This window comes from Bifidobacterium sp. (assembly GCF_022647885.1).
Lineage (GTDB): Bacteria > Actinomycetota > Actinomycetes > Actinomycetales > Bifidobacteriaceae > Bombiscardovia.
On sequence record NZ_JALCLM010000001.1, the window covers coordinates 1,584,566 to 1,598,673 of the forward strand.

The 14,108-nt window shown below is 49.3% G+C and carries 10 protein-coding genes; 5 read left to right on the top strand and 5 right to left on the bottom strand.

Annotated features, from left to right (window positions below; genetic code table 11):
* Window positions 1-2 precede the first annotated feature (2 nt).
* Window positions 3-1,346 (top strand): Y-family DNA polymerase, encoded by a 1,344-nt coding sequence (locus LKI20_RS06775; protein ID WP_291771944.1) that lies wholly within the window; start codon window positions 3-5, stop codon window positions 1,344-1,346.
* Between the two features lie 34 nt (window positions 1,347-1,380).
* Here the strand turns inward: LKI20_RS06775 and LKI20_RS06780 are convergent, their stop codons facing one another.
* Together LKI20_RS06780 and LKI20_RS06785 are read right to left on the bottom strand one after the other, a co-directional pair.
* Window positions 1,381-1,890, bottom strand: a complete 510-nt coding sequence (locus tag LKI20_RS06780) for a ComF family protein (RefSeq protein ID WP_291771947.1) — start codon at window positions 1,888-1,890, stop codon at window positions 1,381-1,383.
* Between the two features lie 359 nt (window positions 1,891-2,249).
* Entirely contained in the window at window positions 2,250-3,101 is an 852-nt protein-coding gene (locus LKI20_RS06785; protein WP_291771950.1) for an HAD-IIB family hydrolase, read from the bottom strand.
* Between the two features lie 103 nt (window positions 3,102-3,204).
* Here LKI20_RS06785 and LKI20_RS06790 point away from each other — a divergent pair, with 103 nt between their 5' ends.
* Entirely contained in the window at window positions 3,205-3,636 is a 432-nt protein-coding gene (locus LKI20_RS06790) for a metallopeptidase family protein (protein WP_291773425.1), read from the top strand.
* A 33-nt stretch (window positions 3,637-3,669) separates the two neighbouring features.
* Here the strand turns inward: LKI20_RS06790 and LKI20_RS06795 are convergent, their stop codons facing one another.
* Genes LKI20_RS06795 through LKI20_RS06805 form a run of 3 tightly spaced genes read right to left on the bottom strand, consistent with a single transcriptional unit; the run spans window position 3,670 to window position 8,713 of the window.
* Window positions 3,670-5,208 (bottom strand): DUF5719 family protein, encoded by a 1,539-nt coding sequence (locus LKI20_RS06795; RefSeq protein WP_291771954.1) that lies wholly within the window; start codon window positions 5,206-5,208, stop codon window positions 3,670-3,672.
* Window positions 5,209-5,210: 2 nt separating this feature from the next.
* Window positions 5,211-8,342, bottom strand: coding sequence for a glycosyltransferase family 2 protein (locus LKI20_RS06800; protein WP_291771957.1), 3,132 nt, complete (start codon window positions 8,340-8,342; stop codon window positions 5,211-5,213).
* Between the two features lie 56 nt (window positions 8,343-8,398).
* Window positions 8,399-8,713, bottom strand: coding sequence for a WhiB family transcriptional regulator (locus LKI20_RS06805; protein ID WP_291771959.1), 315 nt, complete (start codon window positions 8,711-8,713; stop codon window positions 8,399-8,401).
* Window positions 8,714-8,992: 279 nt separating this feature from the next.
* Here LKI20_RS06805 and LKI20_RS06810 point away from each other — a divergent pair, with 279 nt between their 5' ends.
* From LKI20_RS06810 to LKI20_RS06820, 3 genes are all read left to right on the top strand, one after another.
* The gene (locus tag LKI20_RS06810) at window positions 8,993-10,408 is read left to right on the top strand and encodes an LCP family protein (RefSeq protein WP_291771962.1); all 1,416 of its coding nucleotides are present in this window, start codon (window positions 8,993-8,995) and stop codon (window positions 10,406-10,408) included.
* A gap of 69 nt (window positions 10,409-10,477) precedes the next feature.
* On the top strand, window positions 10,478-11,839 hold the full coding sequence (locus LKI20_RS06815; RefSeq protein ID WP_291771965.1) for an LCP family protein: 1,362 nt from the start codon (window positions 10,478-10,480) through the stop codon (window positions 11,837-11,839).
* Between the two features lie 169 nt (window positions 11,840-12,008).
* On the top strand, window positions 12,009-14,096 hold the full coding sequence (locus LKI20_RS06820; RefSeq protein WP_291771968.1) for an FtsK/SpoIIIE domain-containing protein: 2,088 nt from the start codon (window positions 12,009-12,011) through the stop codon (window positions 14,094-14,096).
* Window positions 14,097-14,108 lie beyond the last annotated feature (12 nt).

The window sequence follows — 14,108 nt, forward strand, 5'->3', positions numbered from 1 at the left end:
TCATGGATGAATCTACTCATGCATATATCGGCAGCACCAAAGCACCTCGTATCATACTTGCTGATGCCAATAGCTTCTTTGCATCATGTGAAACCGTATTCGACCCCTCTCTTGCAGGTCATCCTGTAGTTGTGCTCTCAAATAACGATGGTTGCGTGGTCGCACGCAGCGCAGAAGCCAAGCGACTTGGCATTGTCAACGGCACACCGTGGTTCAAAATTAGAGAACAAGCCACTCATGACCACGTCATTGCTCGCAGCTCGAATTATGAGTTATATGCCAGCTTGTCCCACCGAATGATGCATGTGATGAGCGGATTTCTACCTGGGCAAGAAGTATATTCCATCGATGAATGTTTTATGAAAAGTTCAGCAAACGATGATGCTCTCATGCGCATCTGCGCTGACATGCGCAGTGCCGTACTCAACGGTGTTGGCATACCAGTGAGTATCGGAATCGCGCCCAGTAAAACCTTGGCAAAAATTTCTAATCATTGGGCTAAACAGCACAGTGACACCAAAGGAATCACCCTGTGGAATCATATTGATCAACACCACGGTGATGAAGTACTGGCAAGCGTCGGTATAGATGACATCTGGGGTGTCGGAAGACGGTTGACACGCAAACTGATGGGCATGGGGATCACTAACGCATTGCAACTGCGAGATAGTGATCCCGTGATGATCCGTCATCGATTCTCAGTGACCTTAGAGCGTACAGTCCTTGAATTACGCGGCATACCTTGCATCGAAGATGAATCAGATGCCAATGGCGGTGCGCGGAAAACTCAAATACTGTGTTCGAGAATGTTTTCATCTCCTGTTACCGGATTTAGCACCTTGGCCCAAGCTCTCAGCGTATATGCCCAGCAGGCGTGCCATCGACTACGTCGACAACAGAGTTTATGCTCACGCGTTGCCACGTTCAGTTCCACCAGTCCCTATCAGCAAAACTATGCGCGTATCTCTGGCGTAACCGTGCTCGACGATCCAAGCGACAACCCTATTACCATAGCCAAGGCAGCCTGTGACGCGTTGCGCCCCTATGTGGATCCACACGCGCCATACATTCGAGCAGGCGTATTACTGATGGGATTATCTGAGGCAGCACATTATCAGACCTTCGATGGCTTTGAAGCAGCTAGAGATACTCATGAACTTGGTGCCACCATTGAGGAAATTTCAAAGCGTTTCGGTTCTCGACGCGTAGGAATCGGATATGGAGGTTTCAGAGGAAAAGGGCGAAATGATGCTGATACCGGTGCTACATGGGCGATGAATCGTAATATGCTGTCACACCGGTGCACCACTCGATGGGATGAGATGGCCGTGGCTTATGCTCACTAATAATCATCGGCTGAAACGTGCACAAAAGGCTTGATTATCCTTTGACTGCACTTGCTAGTAATAGAGCGGTCAACGGATAGGCCTGAGACTGAGCCACCACCTGCGCGCATTGGCGCACGGTAGAGGCACTAGTGACAATATCATCCACTAGAATTACATAACGCTGAAATAGGCGCTGCGGCCGTCGAAGGTACACTAATCCCTCGCTTCGCTGTAATCTTCCTCGAATACCAGCAGTTTGAACAGATTTCACAGCACCGTGCTTAATGCGCAAACAGTTTGCCGTCACCGCATCGAAACCAGAACTTCTGAGCTGCTGTACAACGGAGTTAGCAAGATCTTTGGTATGCAGGCGTCCGCGCTTGTGTAAAGAAGCAGGTGATGAAGGTACCGGCACCACACAAATTACTTGACTTGATATACGCGGATGTTGTTTCAACCAAGGTATTACAGTGCGTTGAGTCAACTGTCTAATGATGTCTCCAAAACAGTCTGTGAGTTCCTCATCACCGTGGTCTTTCCACGCAAGAATTGCCAACCGCACTGACTTTCGATACGCACTCGCCGCAAAACAACAGTGCATCGTTACGCAAGGCAACTTTCTCACGAGTACACAGGAGAAATCCCGAATACACGAAGGGCAAAGGGCAATATCGGGAATATCACAACCTGCACAACCCCGCGGAATAATCGTCAGTCCACAAGAACGACACAGCAACTTTATGAGATTGAGGGCATGGCTGCTCTCACGAATTATTCGCTTCGATATAGTGCTCATACTCATACACGCAAAGCGTATAGGTGTTGCACATACAATCGACCTGCCTCTACTACGATGTGCGTCAACATAACCTTACAGACAGTATGTGGGCATATATGTGCATCCAAGCACCGGCCTATACGCTACTGCTCATCTTTTGGAGAGTCTTCTTTAGAAAGCAAAGCAATGATACGGTCTGAAACAGCAATAGTCTCATCAGGATTATGCACTCGAATTGGCATAGTTCCTGCGAGCGCTGCAGGGTAATCATTACCTTCTGGGTCCATTCGGTCACCGATAAATACAATATCGTTAACAGCAACATCAAGCAGCGATGCGAGCTCTCGTACTGCGTAGGCTTTATCTATACCTTGTTCAGAAATATCCACGCTGGTAGAACCTCCGGAACGAACTTGCAAATGAGGCAAATCCTTTGCGACGGCCGAGGCTAGAGCATTCTTTTTCTCGTTGCTTGGATCCCAGGACTCTTTAATCTCAACGGGAGCTTGTTGACCCATAGCTGAGAAGGTGATTTGACTTCCTCGATCTTCGATGCGATGACCCCAAGTATGTTCCTCCCATATCCCGAGTTCCTTAGCATGCCGTTCCAAAGAATTTATGGCAGCAGCGCGGTCTTGATCGCTGAGATCATGAGCGTACACACATAACCAATCCTCACCGTTCCAACGGAAATAACGGGTGCCACTTGTGGGCATAAGATGCAGCTGAGTTCTGTCGGTTGGAATATCCAGACCGTCGAGAACATCAAGAACTTGGGCGCGAAATTGTTCGAAGCGACCACCTGAAACTATTGCCACTCTACTCAGTTGGGTAAGTGTGGCAAGACGCCGACCCATCTCTTCAGTCATACGCATTTTTGAGCGAGCCAGTGTGGTGTCTAAATCAAAAGCTATGACTTGGGCTCGCTCACACACGGATTCAAGATTCACTTCTTGCCATGTCTGCGCAATGGTGACGGTAGCTTGATCAGTCATGATGCACACTCCTCGCGGTCGGACAACAACATCAGCCATCGTAGTACATCACAGCTATGCACAGGAATTGCCAGTCGTTGACTCGAAGCTCTATGGTGGGGATATGACGTATCGAGCACCTTGGCTTTTTAGCACCAATCGAAACCGACACGGTCGAGGAATGCGTCGACCGATGTTCGGCACTCGTTTACCTCATTACCGCACCTCAGCAGGAATGTTCGATGATCTGGTCGCCGGTCAATTGAAACGTCTAAATCAAGCGTGGCCAGAATTGATGAAGCCTATAGAATTCGCTGTTGAGGATGTACCGCCTTCTACGCCTACACCGTGGGATGATGATGACCGCACGCTGTCACAAAGCTTTGCCTCAAATCATGGCATACCTGCACGAATTGTGCTGTATCGAATGCCCATACAAATGCAAACCAAAGATCGGATGGAGCTGCAACTGCTTATCCGCGACGAAATTGTCATGCGTTTAGCCCAACTATATGGACGCAATCCAGAGGATATTGACCCGTTATGGGGAATCTGACGACTAGTGTTTTGAAGGTTATTGTTTTGAAGGTTATTGCACAATTCCTGGCGTTTGGTTTGCATTAATTAATGATGTTCGCGGCATCAATGCTGTTTGTGAGATAAAGCCAAGTCCAGCCACCTTAGCTTTGTCAACATCAGACTGCGTTACGCGGGCGGTCCATACTGTCGAATGTTGAGGATCGTCAAGGGTTATTGCGGCTGTTCCATTACCAAAGGAAGATGCATCCACACTCGCTGCAGCATTGCCCCCAAGCTTAAGCTGCTTCACAGCAAGGGCCTTACCAGAAGTATCAAATGCGCTAAGGGTCACTGATGCTTCGTTATTGGAAGTATTAGCCAGCACCGCAGAAGCCTGCACATGGTCAGGAATCGTTATAGCGCTAGCTTTTACAGCTTGCGAAGATGCCACGAGACCAAAGTCTTGCTGATCTGCATTACCGGTAACCGTGCTCATGGCACTCGCTTGGACAGATTCATCTGATGTAACGGATATACCAAGTGCATCGTCCGGAGCCTTACCCAAATTATTTACCTGCACCTTATTTGCCGTAACAGAAAAACGTTGTGTTTCACTTAAACCATTCTCAGTCATCCAGGCCACATTCACTGAGGTATCCGTTTGAGAAAATACACTTAGCGAAACCTCATCACCCTTATTAGCCCCAGGCAAGGCGATGCTTTGCGATGCCTCGGTTACAGGGGTGGCGTATTCGGAGCCATGCGGAGTCAATCCATCCATTGAGGTTATGCGTACAACCGATGCGATTGGAGTCTCTTTGCTGCTAACCGTTACGTATAGGGCATCTTGATTTGCGGCCGCTGCTGAGACATCGAACACGCTCTCATCATCAGCTCCTACAGTGATGGTACTAGCAGTAGACAACGCTAAGCTGCCTGCTTCCTTACTCCCCCATACACGAATATTGACCGTCGTAGATTTCGAAGATGGATTTGCTACTACCAACTGTTGAGAACTACCAGCTTGAGTACTTGGCAACAAGAATGACTCGTCAAGGCTTGGACTCACGCAACCCGCTGCAGAGACCCCTCGTAAATCACCCTCACTAGCCCAGGAAGCTACAGATGATGCAGCACCCTCACCAGTTGACGCTTTAAGCAATTGCGAGCTTTGTAACAGGGAAGATTTTTCAACTGAGGCCGTTGACATCAATACGCTGGCTTCATCTAAAGGATCAGGATCTTGGAGACTGGTCGTGTCACTGTCTGAACCAATGGCTGTCACTGATGAGTCAAAAATCGATCCAAAAGCTGCTTGCCTTGACGACGATGTGATATTTCCCTCAGAAGTTTGGTACTCGGAATCTCCATAAGTGCCAGAATCAGCAAGTGCCATCTGAGCAGGACAATATGTTTGGATGATGTTTTGACTAATACGCTGCTGCACCGCCGACCCACTTTGAGTAGACCCATCTATGAGATTTGACGGAGGCCGAACAATAAGCAGAATCCCTGCCAACGCAACAATAATCAACATGGTTAGGATGCCGAGAGTGAATCTGCCTACACGTCGTTTGTTGAGCATGAGTCCTCCATTCTTTGCGCTCATGATTACTTCCGCCTTAATCGTTGGATACGAGGCAAAGCGACAAGGCAATATGTCACTGAAATGATTCCGAAGCACCACATCCAGGCGTATCTCCATGGGTTTGCTGCGGCTTGCTGCTCACCACTAAGACCAATCTGCTGATCTGCAGTATCGTCTGAAGTCAATCTGAAATATGTCCCATTCACTGTGCTCACCACCGCTTGAGTGCCGTCACTCGCTGTGATATTCGACACTAAAGATTCGCTGGCCGTTCTGTCGGAACTTGAAGCAGTATCAGTGTTATCAGCCACCACGAAAATCCCTCCAAAGCCAAGCTTTTCGAGTGCAGTTATGGAGTCTGCGTCTGCATTGGACAACAGATGCGCCGACGCCGTTGCTAGAGTTTGCGTTGCTTGATCTTTATAACCAGATGCAAGCATTGCCCACACTGCAGGATTGTTATCGACAAGATCACCTTTGGCAGTACGCATAACCGAGAAATTCACATGGTTTTCCGATTGCGCTTCGAGGGCGAGAATCCTATGACCATTGTGCTGCTGCATGTAATCAATGCCAACCATTGGCAGCCCAGTGTTTTGTATTGTTAAACTGCCGTCACTACGAGTATGCATAATACCGAAGGCACCCCAGAACACCACACAAGCTGCCATAACGACCGTCAACAGCGCGCGTCCAATGCGCATAATCACCATTGGGAAGTGCGACCCAGACTCAATTTGCGGTGTATGCGATGCACCTGCACCTTTGAGTAATACGAAGGGACGAACAGCACCACCAGACATCACACAAACGCATCCCAATATGCCAAGTGCGATAAGGCTTAGCCCCGGCAGAGCTGAGCCAGCGACTGCTCCTTGCGAATCGAGGGCGATCATGACACGAGTGGAGAGTAACGATAACAATATGCCGCAGAGCGCCATAGCCCAGAACATTCGAGTGATGCGCAGAGCAAAGGGCAACACTAATGCGCACACAGCAATAATGGCCATAAGCACCAAAGACGACAACAGAATCAGATTAATAACGCTCTCATCTAGCAGCATAGCGCTAGATGTGCGTCCCGAAAGTAATGTACGAGTAAGCACTTCACCTAAGCTCGTGGCCTGTGGAGTGCCGTTGAGCGAGGATGTTGGCACTAGCATGTCACCAAATAGCTGGCGCCAAGCTCCATCATTGAAATAATGCACTACATTAACCAGCGTCGGTGCTATAGCAAATGCTGAGGGAAGCGGGATCAACAGCAACATCATTCGATGCTGACGAACCGCAACCAAGAAAAACATGAAGATAACCACTAGTGCAAGCACTAATTGTGGTTCAGCAGTCACAATAGGGATAAAGCACAAAGCTGCCAAGGCCGCACATTGAATCGATGAGTGAGGAGTATTGGGATCTTCTGTCCTATACATTCCAACTGCTCTGAGAGTAAATGCAATGCTAACAGGCAAGAACATCATGACCACGAGCATGCCAATATTGCCATTAGCATACAAACCGAAAGCCCACGCAACAGCACACCATAACAGACCAGCTACAGCACGGACAGGATTTGAACGAGTAACGGTTCCTGCCAAAGCCCAGAACGATAATGCCATCACCGGAGCTGACGCAAACAGCAATACAGCGATAACGGCAGACATGCTTCCGGCAGTAAAGACTCCTCCAACAAGCAACAACAGCAGATAAGGTGCCGAAGTAGCAGGAACTCCTATGCCCACTGCATAAGACCACGAAGTTGTAGCTGCCTGAGCAACCTGCCCCCACGTTGATGCTGTGGGAAGCAGAGCGTCAGATCGCAAGGCTCCTCCTAGGAACACCCCTCTAAACACATCCCACAGCACAGCAATTTCTACACCAGCAGCAATAGCTACCATCGCCAAAGCCCATAATGCTCTGCGTCTCAATTGCACCTTAAGGTGCGCCTTTGCCAAAGGACTGAGCAAGGGCACAGTACCCTGTCGCTCAAATGCATTACTCCGCTCACGCCAACGTGCAATCTGCTGTCTGCTCGCCTGCAACATGTGAAGTTTCTTTAAGGAGACTACGGTGTGACTGGTCAGTCTACGTCTCGCCTGCATAGCTTGCGGGAAACGTGCCAACATGCGCCAGGGCTGCCAGAATTCACACCAAGCTTCATAAGGGGCTTTACGGAACATCAACATAAAGAACATGCCGAAGGCAGTAAACACACTAGCTATCCACATCACCGGCCACAGCGACATATTGCTATCCGTATAACGATATTTAGTGTGTGCATCTGCAACCAACATTGCGCTGCTTATAGGATATTCTTCGTCAATTCCTTCCCCTGCTCTGTCGCGGAGACCTTCAAATCTAGCTCGGCGATGAGCTATGACAGCCGATGGCACGACGAGTACACGACCACCGCTGAGACAAACCCTTCTGCAGAAATCTGCAGATTCACCAAAAGTAGTGAACCACGAGTCTATACCTGAGAGTTTTTTTAGCGTAGCCAGAGGCAACAAAGCTCCTGCGAGAGAAACTGCAAAAACATCTTGACGCGCATCGTATTGTTCTTGATCCGGTTCCCCATCTACTACCAAACTCACGGTTTGATGCCGACCTGAGTATTTGCCGACATCGTGCAGCCCATCGCCGTCCCAAGCAACTTGTTTCGCACCGAGCAGTGAAGCCCCAGGGGCATTGCGCCAAGCCTCGACTAACACATCCAAGCAGTTGACATCACGTGGGCGAGAATCGTCATGTAGAAGCCACAGCGCTCTGACCTGCTGAGGTAAATTAGCGTAAGCAAGAGCTTTTTCGATTGCACCGCCAAAGGATGTAGCGCCTTTAGCCCTCACCACTTGCACTTGGAGCGTCTTGACGTGAGGGAATCCACCCTTATGCGTCGATGATGGCGTCATGACCTCCACCGCAGAATACAGAGGCTCCGTAGTCTGACCGGAGCAATCCGCAATAACAATAACGGCAGGCAACACACGCTGCTTAAGAACTGCTTCAACAGTTTTACGGAAATACCTCAAATCCGCACCAACAGTAATAACAGCAGCAACGCTGTCCTCAACCTCCTGCCGGTGCATGCTGGGCTCTTGCGCCAGGATTGAAGTCAGCTCTCTCTGGACGTCCGAAGGTGCGGATGCAACAAAACTCATGGTTCCAGTGTACGCATGACCGATGTCTGCTTGTCTGATTAGGGAGCAGTGAGCACCTATATCTGCTCTCTGGACTGCTCTTTCTTGTATCGACGACGTTCCCGTTCGCTCATACCGCCCCAAATACCAAAACGCTCATCATGCTCGACTGCCCATTGCAAACACTGCTCCCGAACCTCACATCGGGCACAAACTTTTTTGGCTTCGCGGGTTGAACCGCCCTTTTCAGGGAAGAAAGCCTCAGGGTCTGTTTGCGCGCATAACGCCTCGTGCTGCCATGACAAATCAGCATCTGGTGTGAACAATCCCCATAGTGTACCTGCGGATTCGTCGGCGGGATCGTCTGCCTCGTCATCAATGACTCGCCACATGTGGAACCCCTCTCGACTACAGAAGGCAAATGCTATCTGTACTAGTAAATTACACATGTGTGATTAAGGAAAGTCAAATTCTCAGCTGTGTCAATACTCACATTTACACATTTTCGTGATATAAGGCAAATGTGCCTATTGTGAGCAACTTATCGGTCTATCAGCGTCTATTCAGACTACCGAATGGTGCGTAACATACAATCTAATGGTTTATTGAGTCTGAAAAGCATCGTTTGCATAGATGAATGCCACGTCTGTGTTATATCAGGAGGCGCGAGAGTGACGTCACGGACCACCCGCAAAGTGAAACTGCCCAATGTCAATGGAGGCAACGCTTCTAAGCCTAAGCACAGCCATGGCTATATCTCCAGGCATCACACACTCACTGTTGTTGTGGCAGCAATACTAGCCTTGTTTACATTCACGGCAACCTTTGCGGCAGCGACCTACCTGGACATAGACAGCACGATTCAGCACCGTTCTGTACCAGTACTATCTAAATCCGGCGAATCATCATCTGCGACAATGGTTGATGAATATGCGGGCAAAACTCTCAACATTCTTATTTTGGGGCAAGATACGCGATCTGGTAGCGAAAACGCTGCTATCGGTGGAGGTGACACTTCAGACGCCAGCAATCACCAGTCGGATACCGCAATGGTGATGCAAATCTCTGCTGACCGCTCATATATCAATCTGGTCTCAATCCCCCGCGATTCGCTGGTTAATGCGCCTAGTTGCCAGACCACAAAAGGCACTGTAGCTGCCAGACACAACGTGATGTTTAACTCTATATTTGCCACGGGGTATGCAACTGGCGGAGATATTGCTTCGGCAGCGAGCTGCACTCTAACAGCCGTTAACGCGCTAACAGGTTTGGATATCGCCAATTTCATCGTGGTGGATTTCAGTGGACTCAAAAGCATGATTGATGCAATAGGCGGCGTAGATGTGTGTATTGCCCAAGATACCTCTGATAGTTATACCAATCTCAAACTGTCCAAGGGATATCAACATCTGTCCGGTACACAAGCCACACAGTATGCAAGAATGCGTCATGGTACCGGCACAGACGGTTCAGACATTATGAGAACCACTAGGCAACAGTATCTGGTGAAGGCTTTGCTCAATGAGGCTTTATCCAAGAATCTCCTAACGAATTCTTCACAGCTCTATCAGCTGTCCAAAGCAGCTATCTCGTCATTGCAGCTGAGCGAAGGTCTTGCTAGTACTACTGGACTTGCCGGACTAGCCATGAGTCTCTCGAGTATCAATACCGCACACATATATGCGCAAACCTTACCTGTTGAAGCGGCTCCATTCGACAGCAATCGTGTAGTGTGGTCGAGTTCAGCAAGCGAGGTCTGGGCAAAGTTCCAGAAGGCAGTGCCACTGACCGGCGCCACCGAGAGCACATCTACAGCAAGCGCATCTTCCTCAAGTTCTGCTTCCTCAAGCAGTTCCTCTTCGAGTTCATCATCCTCATCAGCGAGTGCACCTTCAAGTGCCTCCTCGAGTGTGAACGCGACGACCGGTCTGATAACCAATGCTTCTGGGGAACTGATCGATCCCGCCACTGGAGGAATCGTTGACCCAGAAACAGGAACCATTCGTGATGCGAATACAGGTCAATATATCGGCATCGCTGACAGGTACTTACAAACTACTGTATGTGGCGTTACTGCACAGGAATAGCACCCCCAACACCACTGACACATCGCTCTGTGTTATTTCTGTCTGCAGAGTCATTAAGACGGAGGTTACATGGTGCAGGAATCAAGTGATAGCGAAACTTGGGACAACCCCCCTAGTTTCATGCCCTCACACGGCACAGGACACCCTGCAATGCACAGGCCAAAGGCTGATGATACGTCCTCCGTGCCCCCCAGTTTCTCTCCTCGTAGCAGCTCTCAGGCAGCATCTCGTCAGAGTGCATCTCCATCATCTCCTCGAGCACAACGGACAGCAGCTTCGTCGCGAAACACTGGAAATACAAGAAATGCTGGGAACTCTCAAAACAATGCGCATTCACGAGGCGCCAATGATGGAAGCAGGCAGCCCGCATCTTCTTCCTCTCCTAGAAAAGCTACAGCTAGGAGCAACGCCAGCCCATCCACGCGTAAACCATTAGCCCACCAACCTTCGCAGTCACCATCCACAAAAGGTAAACGCAAGAAGAAACGTAGTGCTGGGAGAATTGTTCTCAGAATACTCATCGTATTGATTGTTCTGTTCACACTGTTGGGCGTCGGACTGTGGAGCTGGGTTAATGGTCAACTCAACAAAAAAGATATGCTCAGCGATGCCGCCAACACCTCAGCATCAACTTGGCTAATTCTTGGTTCTGACGAACGCGATGGCACCGCTGGAACGGGTACGCAGGCTGATGCGCCTGGTTCACGAACAGATACAATCTTGGTATTAACCAAGCCTAAGAGCGGCCCGAGTTCACTGATCTCTATCCCTCGCGATTCTTTTGTTAATACGCATAACACCAATATGAAAATCAATGCTGTCGCAGAACTCTACGGATATAAAGCCCTAGTAGAGCAAGTCGAAACCATAACCGGACAAAAAATCGACCATGTAGCAATGATTAAGTTCGGAGGACTTGAAAAGGTCGTTGACGCACTCGGTGGAATTGAACTCTGCTATGACAGCACTGTGCAAGATGCATACTCGGGATTGAACTGGACTGCTGGTTGTCACACTGCAGATGGAGCTACCGCACTGGCCTTCTCAAGAATGCGTTACTCAGACCCTCAGGGTGATTTTGGCCGCGCTAAGCGCCAACGTCAGGTGATTGCGGCAATCGTTTCGAAAGCAAGCAAAGCGTCAACACTCACCAATTTCTCGAGCACCAAACAACTTGCCACTTCGGCGTTGTCTGCAATCGTAGTTGATAACGACACCAACCCTTGGACCCTTCTGCAAATGGCCCTTGCATTCAAATCGGCTTCAGGAGAATCAGGAGTGACTGGAAGCGCGTACTGGACCAACCCTGATTACTATCCGGGCGGAGGTGTCGGTTCCACTGTCAAACTTGATGCTGATCGCAATCTAGCCCTATTCACTCAGTTGGCCACCGGTGTGCATGCTGCAGGCACTGTTGGCGGTCAGGATTGATCGACGACGGTGCAGCACTGCCCAGTATGGTTTAGGCACTGTTATTTGAAGTATTCACAAAGGTAATATCCAGCGCACATCAGTCCACAAGAGATGTTACAGCTTCTACTCTTGTGCAGTTTCGGCAACGGTATCTGATATGAAATCCGCTCAACATAGCAGCCACCCTGTGAGAACCACCTTGAGGAACAAGCTCATCTCTGACAATGACGAGCAGTATCCACAACCCTCAAAACGGGCCTTGCTCAGCGGCTCAAACCAAGTTCGCACGCGTTTGCCACACGAAGGTCCACGAGCAGAACGGAAAGCTCTGAGGCACCTGTACACACTAATGCCATTGCTCAGTCAATTGATCATTATCGCGTACACCGCGCAGCAAGGTCACTGGATTATGGCTGTTACAGTGCTGCCTGCGCTGGTCGGTTATCTAGCTGTATTATTTCCTCCTCAACGCCACTCCACACCTTCACTGACGAGCGATGCACTTCCTACTGGCACAGAGCAGCAATACCTATCAAACAATGCTGAAGCACTGTCTTCTGCCGATCCCTCGCATCACAGTGCTGAGTTGCGCAATGGCAATCTTCATCAAGAACTGGGCCTCTCGCAAAACAGTGGTCATACGCAAGAGTGGCGCGAAATTGTCGGCATATGGGTACGCGGATTCGCTTCGCCCCGAACTGCACAACAATCTGGCAAAGTAAGCATTAAGCCCTGCACAATTCCTTTAGGTACAACATCAACTGGCCTTTTACTGCTTAGCCTTCCGCACGATGGACCACATGCGCTAGTTGCAGGCACCACTGGATCCGGAAAATCTGTGTTATTACGCAGTTGGTGTCTCGCCTTGGCTATCTGTCACCCTCCGAGTGCGCTGAATTTGGTGTTGCTCGATTTCAAAGGCGGCGCTACATTCGATCTGTTATCTGATCTGCCACACACCGTGGGGTGTGTATCCGATCTGAGTATGCAGCATGCAGTAAGGGCACTCAAAGGGATCGAATTGGAGTTGAAACGTAGAGAAATCCTTCTCCAACGTGCAGGAGTTTCAGCCTATGCTGACCTGGATGCACCTCCCCCAAGAATGGTTATCGTGGTTGACGAATTTCATGCCCTTCGCCAGCAGCTGCCCGATGCAGAAGAGCGACTTGGTCGTATTGCTTCGCTGGGGAGATCTCTGGGAATGCACATCATTTTGAGCACACAGAATCCTCTAGGACAGATTGGATCTCAGATTAAAGCAAATATTGCTTTACGCATTTGTCTACGAGTGCAGGACCCTATGCAATCCATTGATGTGCTAGGTGATTCCAGAGCAGCAACAATTCACGGCAATCAACCTGGATATGCTTATTGTCAAACAAGTGAAGGCATCCACGCTTTCAGAGTGTTGCACACCGATACACCCAAAGAGCTGCTTCACTCCATTCAAACAGCATATCGTTTCACCCAAGAAAGCTATCCAGCTCCCTTATTCACACCGCCGCTACCATCCTTGTTACAGCCCGGAACATTGGCACAGCTCTGTCCTGAGGACGGAAACATCGGCGAGAAACACGGTGAGTCTGACGGACCCACTTCAATGGCTAAAAAGACTTCTGCATCAGCAAAAACTGCTGCTCTGCGCTCTACAGCACCATGCTCTGTCACGATTGGACTGCAAGATGACGGGGTTCATGTGCAAACTTGTTCTTTATCGTTCAACGGCGGCAATATGGCAATCATTGGACCTCCTCGCAGCGGCAAAAGCACCTTGGCTTTGGTGATTGCCAAAGCATTACAGCAGTATCCAAGCGACAAGGTGCATGTAACTTTTATTAAGCAGAACTCTGATATCACCGCCACACTCGACAATATGAAAATCCATCAATTACAGAGTCATCATCCAAAACTGACCGTGTTGTTGTGTGACGTACAAGGTACCACTGCAAAATCTCAAACGGACTTATTCAATAATGAATTATTCGATTGGGCAATGCGCTCCTCAAATATCAGCGTCATACTGACCGCTGATTCCGTGCGACAACTGCGAAGAATTGAATACTTTCCTGTGCGCGTAGTCTTTCCTACGGGAGAATACAGCAATGATGTATTTTCAGGCATACCCTCATCATTACTGAAAGACACGTCTAACACTGACATATCGATACCCGGGAGAGGTTTTATCATCGGTTACGGCAGAGCGCAAGCACTGCAGTGCGTCTGCTCTCATCAAGCAAGCAAAGACCTTCGAAATCCGCTGCCTGTCACCAAATGAAATCTCATCCTC